The sequence below is a fragment of the Kitasatospora sp. NPDC059571 genome (assembly GCF_042735675.1).
Classification (GTDB): Bacteria; Actinomycetota; Actinomycetes; order Streptomycetales; family Streptomycetaceae; genus Kitasatospora.
Genome location: NZ_JBHWBW010000092.1, coordinates 1 through 21,755 on the forward strand (window position 1 = coordinate 1; position 21,755 = coordinate 21,755).

Annotated in this window: 18 protein-coding genes and 1 pseudogene; 2 read left to right on the plus strand and 17 right to left on the minus strand. The window is 75.0% G+C overall.

All coding sequences use genetic code 11. The features are described from left to right. Positions 1-59 precede the first annotated feature (59 nt). The 12 genes from ACFV0G_RS13675 to ACFV0G_RS13730 are packed head-to-tail and all read right to left on the minus strand — an operon-like array spanning position 60 to position 12,703. Positions 60-731 carry a phenylalanine--tRNA ligase beta subunit-related protein gene (locus ACFV0G_RS13675; protein ID WP_380546129.1) on the minus strand — a complete coding sequence of 224 codons (672 nt, stop codon included), beginning with the start codon at positions 729-731 and terminating at the stop codon, positions 60-62. Next, the gene (locus ACFV0G_RS13680) at positions 728-2,038 is read right to left on the minus strand and encodes a Gfo/Idh/MocA family protein (protein ID WP_380546131.1); all 1,311 of its coding nucleotides are present in this window, start codon (positions 2,036-2,038) and stop codon (positions 728-730) included. Before ACFV0G_RS13680 ends, ACFV0G_RS13675 begins: the two co-directional genes overlap by 4 nt. Beyond that, positions 2,035-3,144 (minus strand): Ldh family oxidoreductase, encoded by a 1,110-nt coding sequence (locus tag ACFV0G_RS13685; RefSeq protein ID WP_380546133.1) that lies wholly within the window; start codon positions 3,142-3,144, stop codon positions 2,035-2,037. Before ACFV0G_RS13685 ends, ACFV0G_RS13680 begins: the two co-directional genes overlap by 4 nt. Continuing rightward, a complete protein-coding gene (locus ACFV0G_RS13690) occupies positions 3,141-4,448 on the minus strand; it encodes a M20/M25/M40 family metallo-hydrolase (RefSeq protein WP_380546135.1) in 1,308 nt (435 codons plus the stop codon). Before ACFV0G_RS13690 ends, ACFV0G_RS13685 begins: the two co-directional genes overlap by 4 nt. Continuing rightward, on the minus strand, positions 4,441-5,286 hold the full coding sequence (locus ACFV0G_RS13695) for a sugar phosphate isomerase/epimerase family protein (protein ID WP_380546137.1): 846 nt from the start codon (positions 5,284-5,286) through the stop codon (positions 4,441-4,443). Before ACFV0G_RS13695 ends, ACFV0G_RS13690 begins: the two co-directional genes overlap by 8 nt. After that, the gene (locus ACFV0G_RS13700) at positions 5,283-6,416 is read right to left on the minus strand and encodes a DegT/DnrJ/EryC1/StrS family aminotransferase (protein WP_380546139.1); all 1,134 of its coding nucleotides are present in this window, start codon (positions 6,414-6,416) and stop codon (positions 5,283-5,285) included. The genes ACFV0G_RS13695 and ACFV0G_RS13700 overlap by 4 nt, the downstream gene beginning before the upstream one ends. Then, on the minus strand, positions 6,413-7,558 hold the full coding sequence (locus tag ACFV0G_RS13705) for a DegT/DnrJ/EryC1/StrS family aminotransferase (protein WP_380546141.1): 1,146 nt from the start codon (positions 7,556-7,558) through the stop codon (positions 6,413-6,415). Before ACFV0G_RS13705 ends, ACFV0G_RS13700 begins: the two co-directional genes overlap by 4 nt. Then, complete coding sequence (trpA, locus tag ACFV0G_RS13710; protein WP_380546143.1) at positions 7,555-8,355, minus strand: tryptophan synthase subunit alpha; 801 nt, start codon at positions 8,353-8,355, stop codon at positions 7,555-7,557. Before trpA ends, ACFV0G_RS13705 begins: the two co-directional genes overlap by 4 nt. Continuing rightward, positions 8,342-9,535, minus strand: coding sequence for a tryptophan synthase subunit beta (trpB, locus tag ACFV0G_RS13715; RefSeq protein ID WP_380546145.1), 1,194 nt, complete (start codon positions 9,533-9,535; stop codon positions 8,342-8,344). Before trpB ends, trpA begins: the two co-directional genes overlap by 14 nt. Continuing rightward, on the minus strand, positions 9,532-10,323 hold the full coding sequence (locus tag ACFV0G_RS13720) for an indole-3-glycerol phosphate synthase TrpC (RefSeq protein ID WP_380546147.1): 792 nt from the start codon (positions 10,321-10,323) through the stop codon (positions 9,532-9,534). The genes trpB and ACFV0G_RS13720 overlap by 4 nt, the downstream gene beginning before the upstream one ends. Positions 10,324-10,355: 32 nt before the next feature. Continuing rightward, positions 10,356-11,381 (minus strand): anthranilate phosphoribosyltransferase, encoded by a 1,026-nt coding sequence (gene trpD / locus ACFV0G_RS13725; RefSeq protein ID WP_380546149.1) that lies wholly within the window; start codon positions 11,379-11,381, stop codon positions 10,356-10,358. Further along, the gene (locus tag ACFV0G_RS13730; RefSeq protein ID WP_380546151.1) at positions 11,381-12,703 is read right to left on the minus strand and encodes a nucleotide sugar dehydrogenase; all 1,323 of its coding nucleotides are present in this window, start codon (positions 12,701-12,703) and stop codon (positions 11,381-11,383) included. The genes trpD and ACFV0G_RS13730 overlap by 1 nt, the downstream gene beginning before the upstream one ends. Positions 12,704-13,022: 319 nt before the next feature. On the opposite strand from ACFV0G_RS13730, the pseudogene ACFV0G_RS13735 reads away from it, so the two are divergent. Next, a pseudogene (locus tag ACFV0G_RS13735) lies at positions 13,023-14,294 on the plus strand (PLP-dependent aminotransferase family protein); the annotation flags it as partial. A gap of 168 nt (positions 14,295-14,462) precedes the next feature. On the opposite strand, the gene ACFV0G_RS13740 reads toward ACFV0G_RS13735, so the two are convergent. Then, the gene (locus tag ACFV0G_RS13740; protein WP_380546161.1) at positions 14,463-15,065 is read right to left on the minus strand and encodes a phosphoribosylanthranilate isomerase; all 603 of its coding nucleotides are present in this window, start codon (positions 15,063-15,065) and stop codon (positions 14,463-14,465) included. 129 nt (positions 15,066-15,194) lie between these two features. Between ACFV0G_RS13740 and ACFV0G_RS13745 the strand changes: the two genes are divergently transcribed. After that, positions 15,195-16,085: a DMT family transporter gene (locus ACFV0G_RS13745; protein ID WP_380546153.1), complete on the plus strand. Its 891-nt coding sequence runs from the start codon at positions 15,195-15,197 to the stop codon at positions 16,083-16,085. 32 nt (positions 16,086-16,117) lie between these two features. On the opposite strand, the gene ACFV0G_RS13750 is transcribed toward ACFV0G_RS13745, so the two are convergent. The 4 genes from ACFV0G_RS13750 to ACFV0G_RS13765 form a co-directional block, all read right to left on the minus strand. Then, complete coding sequence (locus ACFV0G_RS13750) at positions 16,118-17,404, minus strand: MFS transporter (protein ID WP_380546155.1); 1,287 nt, start codon at positions 17,402-17,404, stop codon at positions 16,118-16,120. Continuing rightward, positions 17,397-19,907 (minus strand): ATP-grasp domain-containing protein, encoded by a 2,511-nt coding sequence (locus ACFV0G_RS13755; protein ID WP_380546157.1) that lies wholly within the window; start codon positions 19,905-19,907, stop codon positions 17,397-17,399. Before ACFV0G_RS13755 ends, ACFV0G_RS13750 begins: the two co-directional genes overlap by 8 nt. Beyond that, positions 19,901-20,917, minus strand: a complete 1,017-nt coding sequence (locus ACFV0G_RS13760) for a Gfo/Idh/MocA family protein (RefSeq protein WP_380546159.1) — start codon at positions 20,915-20,917, stop codon at positions 19,901-19,903. Before ACFV0G_RS13760 ends, ACFV0G_RS13755 begins: the two co-directional genes overlap by 7 nt. A gap of 148 nt (positions 20,918-21,065) precedes the next feature. Continuing rightward, positions 21,066-21,581, minus strand: coding sequence for a DUF4240 domain-containing protein (locus ACFV0G_RS13765; protein ID WP_380546163.1), 516 nt, complete (start codon positions 21,579-21,581; stop codon positions 21,066-21,068). Positions 21,582-21,755: the final 174 nt, after the last annotated feature.

The window sequence follows — 21,755 nt, forward strand, 5'->3', positions numbered from 1 at the left end:
CGGCCGCCCGCGCCGCGGGGGGTGCGGCACGGCGCCGCACCCCCCGCAGGACCCGCCGCTCAGCCGCGTCCGGACACCAGGGCCGCGGCCCGCACCAGCGCGTCCGCCACCGACGCGCGGTCGATCCCGGGCACCACGCAGCCGAGCAGCACCACCCGGGTGCTGGCGGCGGTCACCGACTGGTGCACGCCGTCGCGGTGGGCGAAGAGCGACAGCACCCGGGCGTCGTCGGCGAGCACCAGCCGGCCCGCGTCGAGCTCGGCGGAGTGGTCGGCGCCCAGCGCCAGGAAGGACTCGCCGCCGCGGCTGACGGTCAGCCGCACCGGCCCGGTCACCTTGTCGGCGTCGAACACCCCGAGCGCGGCCAGGTCGGCGACCGCGACCGCGTTCACCGCGTCGACCACCGGGTTGATCCGCGGCCAGGAGCCGGCCGGCTTGCCGCGCAGGCCCCGGTCGATCAGCGCCTGGATGGACGGCGGCTGGCGGTCGGGGTCGGTGCCGATCAGCTTCGACAGCTCCCGGTAGGCCGCCACCCGCGGGTGGTTGCGGATCTCGGACCGTGAGTGGCCCTGCCACACCGGGTGCTGGTCCAGCCAGAGCTTCTCCGCCGCGTCGGCCAGGCCCTCGGCGCGGACGTCCGCGACGGTGGCGAGCACCTCCACGCCGGGGAAGGCGTCGGCGGCCGCGGCGTCCACGGTGATCGGGGCCGGGGTGGTGGTGGTCTCCGTCATGCGTGCTCCTTGAAGACGATCCGGTCGCCCGCCCGCAGGTCGAGGTCCTCGGCGGTGAGCAGCCGGTCGGTGTGGATCAGGACGTTGTAGTGGTTCGGCGCATGGCACTCGTCGAAGCCGGCCACCACACCCACCAGCCTCTCACCCAGCCACAGTTGATCGCCCTTTCCGAGCACCGTGGCGCCGTGGAACTCGGCGAAGCCGAGGAAGCCGACCGCGTCCACCCGGTCGCCCTCCGCCTGCGGCCGGTCGGTGGTGGTGACCAGCTCGTGCACGTCGCCGGCCCGTACGCAGCGGGTGTCCCACGGCGAGAGCGCCATGCCGCGGTCGGTCTGCCAGTGGAACAGCAGCTTCACCAGGGACGCCTCGACCGGGTCCTTGGCGGACATCCGCAGCCGCCGCTCCTTGCTCCGGGCGATCCGGTACGCCTCCTCGACCAGGTCGACCACCACCGGGCCGTCGTCCGTCCGTCCGGCGCCGGCGGCGACCGCCGTGCGGAAGTCGGCCATGATGCCGAGGTACTCGTGGTCCAGCGAGGACTTGAAGCCCTCGTAGCCGGCCAGCATGTCGGCGTGCAGGGTGCCCCCGTCCCGCAGGTGGACGGTGATGTCCTTGGTCTCGCCGGTGGGCAGCGCCCAGTCGAGCTGCACCTCGACCGGGATGCCGTCCGCGGTGCGCAGCGCCAACTCGGCGTAGAACTCCACCCCGCCGCGGACGTCGCCGATGGTGGCGTCGGTCAGCGTCAGCTCCCCGACCACCTGGCGCACCGCGTCCAGCGCGTTGGGGCCGTTGTCGATCACGCAGCCGCCGCCGCAGCGGTCCCGGTCCAGGTACCAGTGGTCGTCGCCGGTGTGCTCCTCGATCCGCTCGTGGTAGCGGGCGACCACCCGGACGATCTCCGCCCGGTCGGGCAGCTCCGCGGCCAGGGCCTGCACATGGCTGTTGTAGCGGCGGTGGAAGGCGGTGAACAGGGTGCTGCCGGTGCGCTGCGAGACGGCCGCCAGCTCGCGGGCGTCCGCGCCGGCGACGGTGAGCGGCTTCTCGCAGCAGACGTGCACGCCGGCGGTGAGCGCCTCGGTCACCACCGGCGCGTGCAGGTGGTTGGGGAGTGTGACGACCACGCCGTCCACCAGGCCCGAGGCGAGCAGCTCGCGGTGGTCGGTGAACCGGGCGACCTCGCCCGGCACCGCGTCCAGCTTGCCCCGGTCGAGGTCGCAGACCGCGGTGAGCTTCAGCTCCTCGTCCTGCTCGATCGCCCGCAGGAAGTACGGCGCGATGACGCCGAGGCCGATGACGCCGATCCTCATCGCACGGCCTCCGCGGCGCCGAGGGCGGCGGGCAGCTCCAGCTCCAGCCGCTCGGCCATCGCGGCGAGCTGCGCGGCGACGTGGTCCGGCAGCGCCACGCCGTCCCGGCGGGACTCCGCGGCCCGGGCCGCCTCCGGCGCACCCGGGTAGGTGACCCGGCCGCCGGGCACCGCGGGCGGGCAGGCGCTGACCGTGTCCAGCAGCTCGCGGGCGCCCCGGCCGAAGGACTCGGCGGCGCCGAACGCGGCCGGGTCGATGGCGATCACGGTGTGGCCGATGTCGGTGTCCGGCCGCTCCTCGCCGTTCTCCAGCAGGTCCGGCGTCGGGCCCCAGGAGGCGCCCGCCAGCGGCCCGCAGAGCAGGTCGACCAGGATCGCCAGGCCGTAGCCCTTGGCGCCGCCGGTGGCCGCCGAGCCGCCCAGCCAGGTGACGTCCGCCTTGCCCTCGAAGTACGCGTCCGGGTCGGTGACCGGGCTGCCGTCGGGGGCGGTCAGCCAGCCCTCGGGCACCTGGCGGCCCTCGCGCTGGGCGGCCCGGATCTTGCCGGTGGCGACCGTGGTCGCGCTCATGTCCAGCACGAACGGGGCGCCGCCGGGCGCCGGGGCGGCCACCGCGAGCGGGTTGGTGCCGAGCATCCGGGTCAGCCCGCCGAGCGGCGGGGCGACGCCCTGCGCACCGCAGTTGGTCATGGCGAAGGCGATCAGGCCGGCCTCGCTGGCGCGGTGCGCGTAGTAGCCGGCGCTGCCGAAGTGGCTGCTGTTGCGGACCGCGACCATGGCGATGCCGGTCTGCCGGGCCTTGGCCACCGCGAGGTCGGTGGCCAGCGTGGTGGTGACCAGGCCGAGGCCGCCGTCGCCGTCGAGCAGTGCGGCCGACGCGGTCTCGGTGACGGTGCGCGGCACGGCGCCCGCGTTGATCCGGCCGTCCAGCAGGCGCGGGGAGTAGATGCCGGCGAGCGCGTTGGTGCCGTGCGTGGTGAAGCCGTGCTCGTCGGCGTAGACCACCACCTCGGCGGCGGTGGCGGCGTGCTCCTCACTCAGGCCGGAGCGGCGCAGCGCCTCGCGGGCGAACGCGCGCAGGGTCTCCAGCGGGATCCGGACGGTCATCGGGCTTCCTCCAGTGCTGCCGTGCGGGTGCCGAAGCGCACCACGAGTTCCTTGATCTGCCGTGCGTAGCGGACGAGTCGATCGATCTCGACGAACTCGTCCGGGGTGTGGGCGCCGTGCGTGTCCAGGCCGCCGGGCCCGCAGACCGCGACGTACCGGCCGGGGCCGCCGGCCCAGATCGCGTCGCAGGTGAACGCCGAGCCGTCGGCCAGCGCGTCGTGCCGCGGGAGGCCGGCGGCGGCCAGCAGGCCCTCCATCGCCGGGTCCCGGTTGTCCAGGACGGGCAGGCCGCGCTTGAGCCAGTCGAAGCGGACCACCTCGTCCCACTCGGCCACCAGCCGGGCGGTCAGCGGGTTCCCGTCGTGGGCGGCGGCGAACTCCTCCCGGGCCTGCGGCAGCAGGGCGGTGAGCTCGCGCTCCACCCGCTCCGCCTGCCCGGCGTTCTGGTAGGCGATGTTCATCCGCAGCTCGCCGGTGCCGTACACCCGGTTGTGGGACCGGCCGGTGTGCAGGCCCGCGATGCACAGCTTGGCGCCGAGCGCGTGCACCCCGGGGCCGAGCCGCCGGGCCAGGAAGTCCGCCAGGAAGCCGAGCGCGACGGTCGCGTTGTGCCCGGCCGCCGGGTGGTCGTCGGTGGTGTCCGCGCCGGCCACCGTGATCCGTGGGGTCATCGCGGCGGTGCAGGCGTCCATCACCCGTCCGCCGGTCGGCTCGGCGAACAGCATCAGCCGCCCGGTGAGGCCCTGTTCGACCAGCCACCGGGTGCCGAAGGTGCCCATCGCGCCGCCCTCCTCGCCCGGGACGGAGGCGAGCAGGACCTCGACGGAGTCCGCGAGGCCGGGATGCTCGGCGAAGGCCGCGGCGATCCCGGCGGCCGCCGCGATGCCCGGGCCCTTGTCGTCGACCGCGCCGCGACCGTACAGGATCCCGTCGGCGATCCGCGGGTCGACGTGCGGACCGACCGTGTCCACGTGGAAGTTGACGACCAGGCGGCGCTCCGGCCCGGCCGGGGAGCCCATCCGCACCACCGCGCTCGGCTGGGTGGCGAGCAGGCCGGGGTCGGCGCTGACCGCGTCGCGCACCGGCGCCGGGACGTCGTCGCGCTCCACCACGGCGGGCGGCGGCGCGGCGTGCAGCACCTCGGTGAAGCCCCGGTGCAGCGCGCCGTCCAGGAACACCCGCTGGGCGTCGGCCGTCCGCTCCGCCTTGCCGCCCTCGAACGGCGAGACCGAGGGGACGGCCATCAGGTCGAGCAGCCACTCCAGTTCGCCCGGGCCGAACGCCTCGGCGCCGCGCTCAGCCACGGCCGGCCTCCCAGATCTCCCGGAAGCCCCCGGCGCAGGCCCGGTAGCCGGCCGCCAGCTCCTCGGCCCCGGCGGTCGCCGCCAGGTGCGGGATGTGCGCCACGTGCGGCTCCAGGCTGTACCGCCCGCGGTAGCCGAAGTCCTCCAGCAGCGCGACGCAGTCGGCGACGCCGACCTCGCCGCTGCCCGGCTCGGTGAACACCGCGCCGTCCGCGGTGCGCACACCGTCCTTGACGTGCACGTGGTCCACCCAGGGCAGCACCCGCTCCAGGAAGTCGACGGCCTCGTAGCCGTACGCCAGGCCGTTGCCGAGGTCGAAGACCAGCCGCAGCGCCGGGCTGTCGACCTCGGCCAGCAGCCGGAGCGTCTGCTCCGGCCCCTGGCCGGCCCAGCCCTGGCAGTTCTCGTGCAGCAGCACGGTGCCGAGCCGCTCCGCCTCGCGGGCCAGCACGGTCAGCCGGCGGATCGACTCCGCGGCCCACTCCGGCTCGGGGCGGCCGTCGTTCGGGTAGGACATCACCCGCAGCCCGGTGGCGCCCAGCACGTGCGCGGCGCGCGCCGAGGCGGCGAGCACGGCGAGTTCGGCATCCAGGTCGGTGCCGACCGTGGTGGCCCAGTTGCCGATCGGGGTGTCCAGCACGGGCACCGCCAGGCCGGCCGTGTCCAGGGCGTCCGCCGCGGCCGCCAGCGCCGCACCGTCCAGCTGGTGCAGGCCGAGCCCGTCGACGGTGCGCAGCTCGATGGAGCCGATCCCCAGGTCGGTGTGGATCGCGATCTGCTCGGCCAGCCCGGGGGCCGCCTCGTCGCCGATCCCGCAGGTCCGCTCCCGCCAGCTCACCGCGCCCCCCGGTAGAAGCGCTCGACGGCGTCGGCGACCCGGGCCACGTCGCCCGGCCGCATGTCCGGGTGGAGCGGCAGCGCGAGCGCCTCGCGGCAGAGCCGCTCGGCCACCGGGAAGTCGCCCTCCCGGTGCCCGAGGTGGGCGAAGGCCGGCTGCAGGTGGAGCGGCCTCGGGTAGTAGACGACCGTCTCGATGCCCTCGCCGGCCAGGAACTCCTTGAGCTCGTCGCGCCGCTGCGCCCGCACCACGTAGGTGTAGACGGCGCGGTCCTGGTAGCCGTCGGGCGGGGTGAGCAGGTCCGGAGCGAGGTGGGCGAGCCGCTCCTGGTACTCCTCGGCGATCCGCCGCCGGGCGGTCAGGAAGTCGTCCAGCCGGGGCAGCCGCTGCAGCAGGAAGGCGGCGGTGATCTCGTCCATCCGAGAGTTGAAGCCGACCGTGTGGTGCAGGAACCGCACCCCGAGGTCCTGGCCGTGGTTGCGCAGCATCCGCATGTCGCGGGCCAGTTCGTCGTCGTCGGTGACGATCATGCCGGCGTCGCCGGCGCCGCCGATCGGCTTGGCCGGGAAGAACGAGTACACCCCGGCGCGGCCGAACCGCCCGGCGGGGCGCCCGTCGACGGTCGCGCCCAGGGCGACGGCGCTGTCCTCGACGAGGGCGATGCCGTGCCGGTCGGCCAGCGCGGCCAGCGCGGCCATGTCCGGGTGCGTGGTGAACAGGTAGGCCGGCAGCACGGCCCGGGTGTGCCGGGTGACCGCCCGCTCGGCGGCCGCCGGGTCCAGGCACGCGGTGTCGTAGTCGACGTCCGCGAACACCGGGCGGGCGCCGCGCAGGGCGACCGTGCTGGCGGTGGAGATGAACGAGAAGGCGGGGGTGACCACCTCGTCGCCCTCGCCGAGGCCGAGCGCGGCGAGGATGACGGTCAGCGCCCCGGTGCCGCTGGCCACCGCGATCGCGTGCCGGGCGCCGGTGCGGTCGGCGACGGCCGCCTCCAGTGCGGCCACCCGGGACTTGAGGATGAACTCGTCCGACTCCGCGACCTCGCGGACGGCCGCCACCAACTGCTCGGTCCAGTCCGGGTAGCGGTTGTCCCAGTCGAAGTACGGGACGGGGCGAAGCGTCGTGGTCACGTGGTCTCCTTGTGGAACCGGGCGATCAGCTCGCAGACCCGGTCGACCTGCTCGTCCGTCAGGTCCGGGTAGAGCGGCAGGCCCACCGCGCGGCGGCTGGCCGCGACGGCGACCGGCACCGGGTGCCGGGAGCCCGGCAGGTCGGCGAGGGCGGGCTGTTCGGTGAGCGCCCGGGGGTAGTAGACCTCGGTGCCGACGCCGTGCGCCGTCAGGTACTCCACCAGATCGTCCCGGCGCTCGCTCTCGATCAGGTAGACGTAGAAGACCGGGTTGCCCGGCTCCGCGGTCGGCGGGAACCACGGGGTGCGCACCGCCGGCGCCAGCGCGGCCAGCTGCCGGTCGTACCGGGCGGCGATCTCGGCGCGCCGCTCGATCTCGGCGCCGAGCGTCTCCAGCCGGGTGAGCAGCACCGCGGACTGGACCTCGTCCAGCCGGCTGTTGTAGCCCACCTCGACGTACTCGTAGGAGCCGTCGACCTCCTGGCCGTGGCTGCGCAGCCGCCGGGCGGCGGCGGCGATCGCGTCGTCGTCGGTGAGGACCATGCCGGCGTCGCCGAGCGAGCCCAGCGTCTTGGTGGGGAAGAACGAGAGGACCCCGCCCGCGCCCCACAGGCCGGCGTGCGTGCCGCCCATCACCATGTCGATGCCCTCGGCGCTGTCCTCCAGCAGCAGCAGGCCGTGCTCGTCCGCCAGGTCGCGCAGCGTCCGCATGTCGGCCATCTGCGCGAACAGGTGGACCGGCATGATCGCCCTGGTCCGCTCGGTGATCGCGGCCCGGGCTGCCGCAGGGTCCATCGCGTACGAGCCGGGCAGGATGTCCACCAGCACCGGGTCGGCGCCGACGTGCAGCACCGCGGAGGCGGTGGCGAAGAACGTGTACGCCGGGACGATCACCTCGTCGCCCGGGCCGATGCCGGCCGCGCGCAGCAGGATCACCAGGGCGTCGGTGCCGTTGCCGACGGCCACCGCGTGCCGGGCACCGGTGCGCTCGGCGACGGCCTGCTCCAGCTCCCGGCCGAGCGGGCCGTAGGTGAACCGGCCGCTCGCGGCGACCGTGCGCAGCCGCTCCTCCAGCCGGGGCCAGGCGGCGCGGATCGAGGCGGCGCCGGTGAAGAACGGGATCGGCCCGTCGGCGGCGCTCATCGGCAGGCCTCCTTGAGGTCGCCGACCAGCCGGGAGGCGGCCAGGATGCGGGCCGAGGGGGTCTGCTCGGCGCCGATCGCCTGCAGCAGGGCGCTGCCGACGATGACGCCCGCCGCCTTGCCGCGCAGCGCCGTCACGTGCTCCGGGCGGGAGATGCCGAACCCGACGCAGACCGGCAGGGTGCCGGCCGCGGCGCGGACCCGCTCCAGGTAGCCGTCCAGGCCCGGGTCGAGCCGGTCGCGGACACCGGTGACACCGTTGGCGGCCAGCGAGTACAGGAAGCCGCGGGAGCGCGCCGCGGTGGCCCGCAGCCGCTCCTCGCTGCTGCCCGGGGCGGAGAAGAACACCTGCGCCATCTCGTGGGTGGCGGCGGCGGAGAGCCACTCGTCGGCCTCGTGGGCCGGCAGGTCCGGCACGATGAAGCCGTCCGCGCCGGCCGCCTTCGCATCGGCGTACAGCTGCTCCAGGCCGTAGCGCAGGAACGGGTTGCAGTACCCCATCAGCATGATCGGGGTCTGCACGCCGTTCTCCCGGGCGCCGGCCACGATGTCCAGCACGGCGGCGGCGGTCGCACCGCCGTCCAGCGCCGCCTGGGTGGTGGACTGGATGACCGGGCCGTCGCCGAGCGGGTCGGAGAACGCGACCCCGAGCTCGATGACGTCGGCCCCGGCCGAGCAGACCGCCTCGATCAGCGGCCCGGTCTCGGCGAGGCTCGGGTAACCGCCCGTCAGGTAGGCCACCAGCGCGGTCTCGCCGCGCTCGGCGAGCCGGGCGAAGGTCTTCTCAAGCCGCTCCACCGCTGTACTCCTTCCGCTCTTCGATGGCCGCCATGGCCGAGGTGAGGTCCTTGTCGCCGCGGCCCGAGAGGTTCACCAGGAGCTGGCTGCCGCGCGGGAAGGACGGGGCCAGGCGCAGCGCGGCGGCGACCGCGTGCGAGGACTCCAGGGCGGGCACGATGCCCTCGGCCCGGGCCAGCAGCTGGAAGGCCTCCAGCGCCTCCTCGTCGGAGGCGGTGAGGTACTCGACCCGGCCGCTGTCCTTCAGGTGGCTGTGCTCGGGGCCGGCCCCGGGGTAGTCGAGGCCGGGCGCGATGCTGTGGGTCAGCAGCACCTGGCCGTCGTCGTCCTGGAGCAGGTACGTCCGCATGCCCTGGAGCACGCCCGGCTCGCCGTACAGCAGCGGCGCGGCGTGGTGGCCGAGCCGGCCGCTGCCGTCGCCGGCCGCCTGGACGCCGAACAGCCGGACGTCGTCGTCGAGGAAGCCGCTGAAGACGCCGATCGAGTTGGAGCCGCCGCCGACGCACGCGATCACCGCGTCCGGCAGCTGCCCGGCCACGTCCAGGAACTGCTCGCGGGCCTCCCGGCCGATCACCGACTGGAAGTCGCGGACGATGCTCGGGAAGGGGTGCGGGCCGACCACCGAGCCCAGCAGGTAGTGGGTGTCGTCGGGGTGGGTGATCCAGTCCCGGATCGCCTCGTTGACCGCGTCCTTGAGGGTCGCGGTGCCCAGGTCGACCAGCCGGACCTCGGCGCCCAGCAGCTCCATCCGCTGGAGGTTGGGCTGCTGGCGGGCGGCGTCCACCCGGCCCATGTAGATGGTGGCGTCCAGGCCGAGGTACGCGCAGGCGGCGGCCACCGCGACGCCGTGCTGGCCGGCCCCGGTCTCGGCGATGATCCGCCGCTTGCCGAGGCGGTGCGCCAGCAGGGCCTGCCCGATGGCGTTGTTGATCTTGTGGGCGCCGGTGTGCGTCAGGTCCTCGCGCTTGAGCCAGACGGTCACCCCGTGCTCGGTGCCGAGCCGGCGCAGCCGGGTGAGCGGCGTCGGCCGGCCCACGAAGGTGGCCAGCAGGCTCTCCAGCTCCGCCTCGAAGAGCGGGTCCTGCCGGGCCGCCAGGTAGGTGTCCCACAGCTCCTCGAGCGGACCCACCAGGGTCTCCGCGACGAACTGCCCGCCGTAGTCGCCGAACCTCCCGCTCATGCCGCCGCCTCCCCGACCCGGACGCCCAGCAGGTCGCGCAGGGCCTGTGCGGTGTCGGCGGCGCCGAGCAGGTTCTCGCCGATCAGCGCGGCGTCGAAGCCGTGCCCGGCCACCCGCTCCAGGTCGGCCCGGCCGCCGATGCCGCTCTCGCTGACCGTCAGCACCCCGGCCGGGATGCCGGCCCGCAGCCGTGCGGAGTTCTCCAGGTCCACCGCGAAGGTCTGCAGGTCCCGGTTGTTGATGCCGACGATCTGCGCGCCGGCGGTCAGCGCCCGCTCGATCTCCGCCGCGGTGAAGGTCTCCACCAGGGCGTCCAGGCCGAGCCCGGCCGCGGTCTGCAGCAGGTCCTTCAGCAGCGCGTCGTCGACCGCGCGGACGATCAGCAGCACCGCGTCGGCCCCGGTGCGGTGGGCCAGTTCGACCTGCCGGACGTCCACCAGGAAGTCCTTGTACAGCACCGGCACGGTCACCTGCGCATCCGCCGCGATCTCCGCCACCAGCTCCGGCGACCCGCCGAAGAACGGCTCGTCGGCCAGCACCGAGACGGCCGAGGCGCCGGCCGCGGCGTACGTACGGGCCTGCCCGGCCGCCCGCTCGGGCGGCAGCAGCCGGCCCTTGGACGGCGACATCGGCTTGACCTCCGCGATCACCGACACCTCGGGGCCGCGCAGCGCGGCCGCGAACGTGCCGGGCACGGCGGGGGCGGGGCGTCCGTCGCCCACGGACGGGACGCCGGTGATCCGGCTCCAGTCCTCGCGCTTGCGCGCGACGATCTCGTCGAGGTGCACGGTGGTGGCTCTCCTTCGGTTGCGGTGGTCCGTCAGATCGGGGTGGGGGTGGCCGCGAGGGCCTCGACCAGGTCGCGGGCGGCGCCCGAGGCGACCGCGGCGCGGGCCAGCCCCAGGCCGGCCGGCAGGTCGTCGGCCAGGCCGGCGAGGTGCAGCACGGCGGCGGCGTTGAGCAGGCAGGTGTCGGCCACCGCCGCCGGGGCGGTGCCGGCCAGGACGGCGCGGGCGGCGTCCGCGTTGGCCAGGGCGTCGCCGCCGCGCAGCTCGTCCGCTCCCGCGGCGGCCAGGCCCAGGCCGGCCGGGTCGAGCACGCTCTCGGCGACCCGGCCGCCGTCCACGGTCAGCACCCGGTTCGGGCCGGACGTGGTCAGCTCGTCGAGGCCGCCGTGGCCGTGCACGATCCAGGTGTGCCGCAGGCCCAGCTCGGCGGCGGCCTCGGCCATCACGTCCTGGTCGTGCGGGTCCGCGGCGCCGATCAGCCGGCCGGTCAGCCGCACCGGGTTGGCCAGCGGGCCGGCCAGGTTGAACAGGGTGCGGAAGCCCAGCCGCCGGCGCACCGGGGCGAGCCGGCCGATCAGCGGGTGCACGGCCGGCGAGAAGAGGAACGCGAACCGGTGCTCGGCCAGCAGCGCCGGCACCAGGTCGACCGGCTCGATCGGCACGCCCAGCGCCTCCAGCACGTCGGCGCTGCCGCAGCGGCTGGTCGCCGCCCGGTTGCCCGCCTTGGCGACGGTCGCCCCGGCGGCCGCGGCGAGCAGGCCCGCCACGGTGGAGACGTTCACCGAGTCGCTGCCGTCGCCGCCGCTGCCGACCACGTCGACGGCCGGGCCGTCCCACGGCACCGGGCGGGCCGCCGCCAGGATCACCCGGACGGTGGCGGCCAGCTCGGTGGCCGAGGCGCGCTTGGCGGACATCGCGGTCAGGAAGGCGGCCGAGTCCAGCTGGTCGGCGTCCTCGGCGAGCAGGGCGGTGACCGCCTCGAAGGCGGTGTCCGCGTCCAGCGCCCGGCCCCGGACCAGCTGCCGGGTCGAGGCGCCGAGCACGGCGGCCGGCGCCATCAGAGCACCTCGACGTTGCCGGCCGGGGCCAGCTCGTTGCGGGTGTCCAGCACCAGCGGGGCGGACGCCCAGGCCGGGTCGGAGGCGAGCCGCCCGTGCGGGGTGACCAGCACGGTGCAGTCCGCGGCGGCCAGCGTGCCGCCGCCCCAGACCGCCGAGGGGACGGCCGTCCCGTCGACCTCCAGCTCGGGGACCATCGGGTCGTAGTACGAGACCTCGGCGCCCAGCCCGCGCAGCCCGCGCACCACGTCCAGTGCCGGGGCGTTGCGCAGGTCGGCCACGCCGGGCTTGTAACTCACGCCCACCAGCAGCACCTTGGCGCCGGCCGCGGGTATGCCGCGCTCGGCGAGCAGGCCGGCCACCCGGTCGACCACCTGGCGCGGCCGCTCGGAGACCCGCCGGTGGGCGGTGTCCACCAGGTTCAGGGCGACGCCCTCGCGCCGGGCGCGCTCGCTGAGGAAGAGCGGGTCCACCGGGATGCACTCGCCGCCCACTCCGGGGCCCGGGTAGTGGGCCAGGAAGCCGAACGGCTTGGTGGCGGCGGCGTCGACGACCTCGCGCACCGGCAGGCCGAGCGAGCGGCAGAGGTCCGAGAGCTCCAGCGACAGCGCGATGTTGACCAGCCGGAAGGTGTTCTCGTACACCTTCGACAGCTCGGCCACGGCCGGGTCGGAGACCGGCACCACCGTGCGGCAGATCTGCTCGAACAGCAGCTGCGCCCGCCGGGTGGACTCCGGGCCGACGCCGCCGACCAGCTTCGGGGTGTTGAGCAGCGTCCAGCCGTTGGTGTTGGCCGGGTCGACCCGCTCCGGGGCCATCGCCAGGTAGACGTCCTCGCCCGGCACCAGGCCGGTGCGCTCCTCGATGGTGCGGGCGATGCCCGCGGTGGTGCCGGCGGGCACCGTGGACTGCAGCACCACCAGGGTGCCGGGGCGCAGATGCGGCAGCACGCTCTCGACGGCGGCGTCCACGAAGGCCAGGTCGGCGGTCTGCTCGGGGGTCACCGGAGTGGGGACGCAGAGCACCAGGGCGTCCGCGTCGTGCAGTGCGGCCGGGTCGGACACGGCCGTCAACTTATCGGCGACATCCTGGAGTTCGATGTCGGTGAGATCCGGGAGGTAGGACTCGGACCGGTTCACCGACGCCACCTTGGCGCGGTCGAGGTCGACGCCCACGACGCCGAAGCCGGCGGTGGCGAACCCCAGGGCCAGCGGGAGCCCGGTGTAGCCGAGTCCGACGATCCCGATCCTCAGGGTGCGGTCGGCGACCTGTGCGGTGAAGCCCTCGGCGGGGCTCCTGGTCGGTTCCTGTGCCGTTGCCACGTCCGTCCTCGCGACGGCGAGAGCGTGACCGGACAAGCTCGTCATGTCTTCGTTCCCTCAGTCCTGCTAGCGGCTCGGTGTGCGGTGTCCTCAGTCGACCAGCTGGAGTTGACGCACACCCAGACCACTCGGGCGCTCCCGGAACGGACCAGCGGACCACCGCGGGCGGGGGTGTCCGGCGGGCCCCGATTTGGGCCCGGATCGGCGGGATCGGGCGAATGTTCCACCCCCCGTGGGGATTTGAATTTTCGCGAGGTCTCGCTATCTAATGTGGAGAGATGGTGGGGCTTGCTGGCCACGGCTCTTGGGGAGGGCTCGGATGACCTGGCACATCTCGATCGAGGTGGATCGTGAATCCAGTGATTCACTGACAAAGCAGATCCAGGAAGCCATCAAATGCCGCATCGCCGAGCGGATCCTGCACCCCGGTACACGTCTTCCGTCGACCCGTCAGCTCGCCAGTGACCTGGGCATTTCGCGGAGCGTTGCGGTGGAGGCGTACGAGCAGCTGACGGCCGAGGGATATCTCACGTGCCTGCAGGGGTCGGGCACCCGGGTGGCCGAACGGCCGTACGGTGAAATATCAACGAATACCGCGCCGCTGGTGGAGAGCGAACCGGCGTTACCCGTGGCCTGGGATCTTCGGACCGGCCGGGCGAATGTCACCAACTTTCCGCGGATCGAGTGGCTGGCGTGTTATCGCACCGTCCTCGCCGCGGCCGGCCGCGACGAACTCGACTATCCGCCGGTGGCCGGCCTCACCTCGCTGCGCGAGGCACTCGCCGGATACCTCGGCCGGGTCCGCGGGGTCCGCGGCAGCACCGAGACGGTGATGGTCACCGCCGGCTTCGCGCAGGGGCTCTCGCTGCTCTGCGAGGCACTGCCCCGGCTCGGCGTGCGCACCCTGGCGATCGAGGACCCGGGCCACAGCGGCCAGCGCCGCTACATCGACGAGAGCGGCATGCACACCGTGCCCGTCCCGGTGGACGCCGAGGGCGTGGACGTCGGCTACCTCGCCTCCACCGGAGCCCGGGCCGTCCTGGTGACCCCGGCCCACCAGTTCCCGACCGGCGTCACCATGTCCGCCCAGCGCCGCCGCGACCTCGTCCGGTGGGCCAAGGAGACCGACGGCCTGATCATCGAGGACGACTACGACGGCGAGTTCTGGTTCGACCGCCGCAGCCGCCCCTCGGCGCTCCAGTCCATGGCACCCGACCACGTCGTCTACGCCGGCACCGCCAGCAAGGCCCTGGTGCCGGGCCTGCGGCTCGGCTGGATGGTCATCCCGCCGCACCTGGCCGCCATGATCGGCCGGATCCGGGCCCGCCACGACCTCGGCTCGGACGGCATCACCCAGCGCGCCTTCGCCGAACTCATCACCAGCGGCATGCTCGACCGCCACCTGCGCCGGGTCCGCTCCCGCTACCGCTCCCGCCGGGAGGCCTTCACCCAGGCCGTCGAGCTCCACCTGCCGTTCGGGCGCATCGTCGGCTCCTCGGCAGGCCTGCACGCCTACCTCGAACTCCCGCCGGACATCGACGAGTCGGCGCTCGTGACGGCGGCCCTGTCCAGATCCGTCCTGGTGCACGGCGGCCGCCGCTACCGCTTCGGCCAGGGCTCCCGCCCGGCCGCCCTGGTGGTCGGCTACTCCACCCTGCCGCTCGCCGGCATCTCCGAGTCGATGTACGCGATCCGGGACGCCGTCGACGAGCAGCGCGCCCCGCGCCGTGTCCACCGCCCCTGCGGGGCCGCTCGCCGCTCAGCCGGCCGCCTTCGCCCGCCGGACGAACTCCGCGATCAGCTCCGGGCTCTTCACCCCGCGGCGGACCTCCACCCCGCTGGAGACGTCCACGCCCCACGGGCGGGCCTGCGCCACCGCCTCGGCCACGTTCTCCGGGTTCAGCCCGCCTGCCAGCATCCACGACCCGCTCGGCCGGCTCGCCCCGAGGTCCGACCAGTTCCACGGCTCCCCGGAGCCCGGGCTGGGCGAGTCCAGGATCAGCAGCTCCTCGCCGAAGTCGCCGACCGCCGCGCCGGCCGCGGAGGCCGCCGTGGTGGCCCGGACGAGGGTCAGCCCCAGGTCCGTCAAGGCGGCGAAGGCCGCGGCCGGGTGATGTCCGTGCAGCTGCACCGCGCCCACCCCGGAGGCCAGCGCCGCCCGGCGCACCTCCTCGGTCGGCTCGTCCCGGAAGACGGCCACCGTGAGGACGCCCGCCGGCACCCCGGCCACCAGCTCCCGCACCGCCTCGGGCGCGATCTGCCGGGGGCTCTCGGTGAGCACGAAGCCCACCGCGTCCGCACCCGCCGCGACGGCCGCGGCGACGTCCGGGGCGGTGCTCAGACCGCAGATCTTGACGAACACGTTGCTGGTGTCTCCCCACTCGTACGGCGCCCCGCGGGGCCCTTCGGCCCCACCGGGGCAATTGGTTCGGTGAACCGGACCTGAAGTGGCCCGGCTCGTCGGCCGCGGACGTGCCCTACGTTCTTCCGTATGCCGATTGACGCAAACACGCTACGCGGAAGCCTCTGCGCCGGTGCGGCCATGGTGGCCGTCGGGAGCTCGGCGGCGGTCAGCCCCGTGCTCACCGGCTACCCGCTGCTCGCCGGACAGGCCTGGCGCTACCTGGTGGCCGGCCTGATCCTCCTGCTCGTGCACCGCCGCACCGCCGCGCGGGCCGCCCGGCCGACGCCCGCCCAGTGGACCAGAATCCTCGTCCTCGCCGCCACCGGTATGGCCGGGTTCAACGTCTGCCTGCTCAAGGCCGTCCAGCACGCCGACCCCTCCACGGTCGGCGCGGTGGTCGGCGCCGCCCCGGTGGTGCTCGCCGTCGCCGGCCCGATCGGTGCCGCCCGCCGGCCGTCCGCCCGGGTCGCGGTCTGCGCCCTGGTCACCACCGCCGGCGTCTGCGTCATCCAGGCCTTCGGCGGCGGCTCCGGCGCCGGCCTGCTGTGGGCGCTCGGCGCGCTGGCCTGCGAGTGCTGCTTCTCGCTGCTCGCCGTGGCACTGCTGCCCGTGCTCGGCCCGCGCCGGCTGTCCGGGCTGGCCTGCCTGGCGGCGGCCCCGCTGCTCGGCGTGGCCGCGGCCGCGGCCGAGGGCGGCGCCGCCCTGCGCCTGCCGACCGCCGGGGAGTTCCTGGCCCTGGCCTACCTGACCCTGGTGGTCACCGCCCTGGCCTTCTTCCTCTGGTACCGCGGCATCGGACTGCTCGGCGTCGACCGGGCCGGGCTGTTCGCCGGGGTCGTCCCGCTCACCGCGGTGCTGCTCGGCCCGGTGCTCGGCACCGGCCGGCTGGAGCCCAGCGCCCTGGCCGGGGCGGTCATGGTCGGCGCGGCCGTGCTGTACGGCGTCGGCGCCCGGCCCGCCCCGCAGCCGGCGGCCTGACGCCCCGGGCCGGGGCGCCGGGCCGGCCCGGATCACCCGGCCGCGACGAGCTCCGGCTCCGCCTCCTTCGCGGCCTGCGGCGCCCCGGCCCGGCGCACCACCGGCGAGGCGTAGAACGCCAGCGCGCCCAGCACCAGCCCGACCACCGCGATCAGCAGCGCCGTCCGCGGTCCGAGCAGGCCGGCCAGCTGCCCGCCGGCGAAGCCGCCCACCGGGATCACCGCGAACGCCGCGAACCGGAAGGTCGCGCTCACCCGCCCGGTCAGCTCGGTCGCCACCAGCGCCTGCCGCAGCGCCACCGAGTGCACGTTGAAGACCGTCATCCCGAAGCCGTTCAGCACGTAGCCGGCGGTCAGCACCGCCACCGCCAGCGGGGTCGGCCCGCCCGCGGCCGGGAGCAGCAGCAGCGCCGTGCAGGCCAGCAGCATCCCGGCGGCCATCGCCCGGCCGGTGCCGGCCCGGGTGCCCAGGCGGCGCGCCACCAGCGAGCCGGCGAACGCCCCGATGCTGCCCGCCGCGATCACCAGGCCCAGCCCCGCGGCGCCGAGGTGCAGCGAACGGACGCCGAAGATCGGCACCACCACCAGCACCACGTCCCACAGCAGGTTGAACCAGGCCGACTCGATCATCACCACCCGCAGCACGGGGTGCTGGAGCGTCACCCGGAACCCCTCCGCGATCTCGGCCCGGACACTGCGCCGCGGCGTGCTGCGCACCGGCTCCGGCGTCCGGATCGACAGCAGCGACACCACCGACACCAGGTAGCCGGCGGAGTTGACCACCACCGCGACCGGCGCGGTCAGCAGCTGGATCAGCACCCCGCTCAGGCCCTGCCCGGCGGTCTGCGCCACCGACTGGCTGGACTGCAGCTTGCTGTTGCCCTCGACCAGCAGCCGCCGGTCGATCAGCGAGGGCAGGAACGCCTGGTAGGCGACGTCGAACTGGGCGGTGAACAGGCCGGTCACGAAGGCCACCGTGTACAGCAGGCCCATCGACAGGTGCCCGGCCCAGGCGAAGGCCGGGACGAGGGCCAGCACCAGGGCGCGGCCGATGTTCGCCGTGACGAGCAGCGGACGGCGCCGCAGCCGGTCGGCTAGCACGCCGGCCAGCAGCGTCACACAGGCCACCGGCAGGTACTCCAGCGCGTTGAGCAGGCCCAGCTGGCCGGGAGCGGCGTTCAGTTCCTGCATGGCCGTCAGCGGCAGGGCCAGCAGCGTCACCTGGGCGCCGAACAGGGCCACCGTCTGACCGGCCCACAGCCGCAGGAAGTCCGCGTGCCGCCACAGCGTCCCGGCGGCCGCGTCACGTGGCTCAGACACCGGGCGCCCCGGCGGGGGACCAGTCGATCTCGTACAGCTTCACGGCGGTCTCGATCGCCGCCTGCACCTGCGCCGACGTCGCGGCGCGGAACCGGAAGGCCCCCGCGGTGTGCACCGCGCCGCCGTTGCCGTCCAGCACCGTCCCGGCCGGGGGCAGCGCCTCGGCGTACAGCTCCGGGACGGCACCGGTCAGCGGCGCCACCCGGTGCACCACGGCCGGCCGCACCGGCGGCTCGGGCATCATCAGGTAGCCGGCCACCTCACCGCCGACGTCGGCGCGCGGGTACTCCCGCCCGATGCCCAGCTGGACGTGGACAGACGCCTCGATCAGGTCGAGGCCGTACACCTCCTCCCAGACGAAGCGGACCTGGCCGCCCCCGGCCCGGGCGCCGATCTCCAGGAACACCAGCTCGTCCGTGCCCGCGGTACGGAAGACCTCCAGGTGGAAGACGTCGTCGGTGAGCTGCAGTGCCGCGAGCACGCCCCGGGTGAACTCCACCACCCGGGCCTCGAACGCCGGGTCGTCGTTGGCCACCGAGCCGAACGGCGAGCCGACCGCGAAGTCCAGGCAGGAGCCCAGGCAGCGCCAGCTGCGGACGGTCCGCAGCTCGCCGCCGCTGACCACGCCGTCCACCTGGTACAGCGTGCCGTCGATGAACTCCTCGCACTGATGGTCCGTCAGATCCGTTCCGGCGTCGGCTGCCCGCTCCAGTACGGCGGCCAGCCGCGCGGCGTCCTCCACCACGTGCACGCCCTGGCTGTCGGCGCCGGCCCGCGGCTTCAGGACGAACGGGAACCCGTGCTCGGCGGCGAAGGCCCGGACGCCGTCCGCGTCCGCCACCGGCCGGTTGGCCGGGACCCGCAGCCCGGCGGCGGCCACCGCGGCCTTCATCACCACCTTGTCGCGCACCAGCCGGACCTCCGCGACCCCCTTGCCGGGCACCCCGAGCGCCTCCCGCAGCTCGGCGCCGAGCTCCAGGTCGAACTCGGAGAGCGCCAGCACGTGCGTGAACGGCCCGTGCGCCGCGGCCAGTTCGGCGGCGGCCGCGGTCACCTCGGCCCGGTCGGAGAGGTCCGCGACCACCCGGATCTCCTCGGCCAGCGAGGCGTCCAGCGGGCCGCGCCCGGCCTCGGTGGTCAGGTAGGCGACCCGGTCGGCCCGGTGGTCCAGGTAGCGGTGGTACTCGGCGAACCGGTTGTTCCAGCGGTTGAGGATCAGGACGTGCCGTCCCATGAAGTGCTCCGTTCGGGGTGCGGGTGCAAGGGTGGTCTGCGGCGGCGTGAAGCACACGCCGCGCTCGGCGGCGTCCAGGGCCTGCGCCGTGTCGTCCGGGCCGGGGCCGGCGGCCAGCACGTAGCCGAGCCGGCTGGACGAACTGCCCCCCGGCGGGATCGGTGCGCCGGGTTCGACCAGTGCGCCGATCTCGCGGATCCGCGGGTCGGCGCGCAGCCCCGGGTCGACCACCATCGCCCGGTAGCGGTCGAGGTCGGGCCTCAGCAGGAAGCGGATCCCGGCGTGGCCCGTGCCGCCGGACGGCGGCCGCGGCGCGGCCGGCAGGCCCAGGTGGCAGCGGAGCGCGATCTCGTACAGGTCGGTGCCGGTGGCCAGCCGCAGCAGGTCGGGGATGCGGTCGCCGGGCAGCCGGGCGGCCACCTCCATCAGCAGCGGGCCCCGGGCGGACATCCGCAGCTCGGCGTGGAACGGGCCCAGTTCGAGCCCGAGCGCCTCCACCACCCGGCGGGTGTACCGCTCGACGGCCGCGGTGGCGGCGGCGTCCAGCCGGGCCGGCAGCAGGTGTCCGACCTCGACGAACCAGGGCTCCGGCCCGAGCTGCTTCTCGGTGACGCCGAGCACCGTCGCCCGGCCCCCCTCGGCGTAGCCCTCCACGCTGAACTCCGGCCCGTCCACGTACTCCTCGACCAGCACGAGCGGCAGCCCGGCCCGGTCCAGGTAGCCGGCGCCGTAGTCCCGGATCCGCCGGAACGCGGCCCGGGCCTCGGCCGGGGTGGCGGCCTTGCAGACGTTCAGGCTGCCGGACTGGTCGACCGGCTTGACCACGCACGGCAGGCCCACGGCGGCGAGCGCGGCGTCCAGCAGGGCCTCGTCCTCGACCAGCACATGGGCCGGCTGGTCGATCCCGTGCGCCCGCAGCACCTCGCGCATCACGTGCTTGTGCCGCAGCGCCACGGCCGTCCCGGCGCTCAGCCCGGGCAGGGCCAGCGCGGCCGCCGCGGCGGCGGCCAGCGGCACGTAGTGCTCGAAGCCGGGCACCACGGCCGCCAGCGGCGCGGCGGCGTGCAGGGCGTGCAGCCGGGCCAGCGTCGCCGCGTCGTCGTTGGTGTCCACGGTCTCCACCAGCGCGGCGTGCGCCAGGTGGACGTCCGGCACCCGGCGCTCGCCGTGCCCGGCGCTCACCACGACGACCTCGTGGCCGAGCTCGGCGGCCCGGTCGATCAGCCGGTGGCCGGCCGACCGCGGCTCCACGATCGCGATCCTCACCATGACGCCAGCTCCTCCAGCTCGGTGGGGACGGACCGCGCGTGCGCCTCTTCGAGCAGCTCGATGCTGCGGTGGTGCAGCCGCAGGTCGGCGGGCGGCAGCGGCCCGCCCGCGGTGAAGTGCTGGTACGCGCCGGCGACGAAGGCGGTGAGCGGGGCGTCCTCGATCACCGCGCGGCCGGGCCGCCCGGAGACCCGGACCTGCCCGAACGCGTCGTCCGTGCTGACCGGGAAGTCGGCGAGCACCTCGCCGCGGGTGCCGGTCACCCGCAGGTGGCGGCGGCGCGAGGGCGAGGTGAGGTCGCTCAGCAGGGTGCTGACGATGCCGCCGGCGTGCTCCAGGCGCAGCAGGGCGCCCCCCATCGCGGGCACCGAGCGGTCCGGCAGCGGCATCGGCCAGCTCGGCGAGGACAGGATCCGGGCGTCCTCGCCGGCCAGGTGCAGGGCGAGCAGCACCTGGTGCGGCAGCTCGACCTGGAACGCCGTCCGGTGCGAGTCGGAGGAGCCGGTGCGGCCGAAGCGCGGCTTGCTCTGCTCCATGTAGAGCGCGACCGGCTCGCCGATCTCGCCGCTCGCGACGATCTCCCGGACCCGCTCGGTCACCTTGCTGTTCGGCCAGACGCTGACCGGGAGGATGGTGGCCTGCCCGGCCAGCTCGCAGAGCTTGCGGCTCTCCGCCGACGTCGGGGCGATCGGCTTCTCCAGGATGATCCGGCGGGCGCCGAGCGCCACCAGCTCCTCCACGCATCCGAGGTGCTCACCGGGCGGGGTCGCCACGTGGAACACGGTCTCCGCCACCGGGCCGGCCTCGGCGGCGGCGCGCAGCGAGGGCAGCAGCCGGGTACCGGGCGGTGCCTCGGCCAGGCCCGGGTCGACCGCGAGCACCTGGAAGTCCGCCCCGTACAGCGAGCGCAGCGCCTGGTGGTGCAGGTCCCGTCCGGCATGGCCGTAGCCGACGATCACCGAGGGCGGACGTTCCCGTCCGCCCCCGGCGGTGGTGCGCAACCCCGTCACAGCGTCCCCCGCCTCGGCACTCCTGGGTCCGCGCACCGATGCACGGACCTCGAACGGATATGCCACCAGTCTGCGAACGTGTCAGGTTCCGCTCCAGACCACTACCGGAGGAACCGCCCGGTCCACTCCCGCCGGGCCGGGCGCCCGGTCACCCGCCGAAGCGCTCCCACAGCCGGGGATAGCGCTTGGCCATCAGGTCGGCGTCCTCGAAGTCGAACGGCGCACCCTCCGGCTCGGCGGGCTGCTCCAGCCCGAGCTCGGGCAGCGGCAGGCCGGTGAGCTGCTCGTGCGCCTCGTCGGCGGCGTAGCCGAGGTCCTCGGCGTCGCCGTCCTCCTCCTCGTCGAAGTCGGGCACCAGCTCGGCCAGCTCGTCGGGATGGTGCACGGCCCCCTCGTACACCTCGCGGCCCTGCCCGATCAGCCAGCACCGGAAGAAGTCGAAGTCCTCCTCGGAGGCGCCGCCGAGCAGCAGGTGCGCGGCGCCCCACAGGTCGGTGGTGAAGGCGCGCTGGAAGCGCGCCTCGAAGAGCCGGGCGAAGTCGACGACGTCGTCCGGGGTGAGCTGGGCCAGCCGGTCCACCAGCGTGTCCGCCTGCTCGTCCGGATCCCCGTCGGCGGCCTCGCGGGTCTCGTCGATCAGCTGCCAGAAGTCCGTCTCGTACATCACCGCTCCAGCATCCTCGCTCGCCCCGGCGATCGCATGCGACACACGGGTTCGAAGGCGCGGGAACGGAGCCGGGCGCCCCGGCCGGGACGGGTACGCGGGCCCGGGGCGGCCCGCGGCGGGGCCCCGGGGGACGGAAACGGCTGTCCCCGCCCCGGGTGTCCCGGGGCGGGG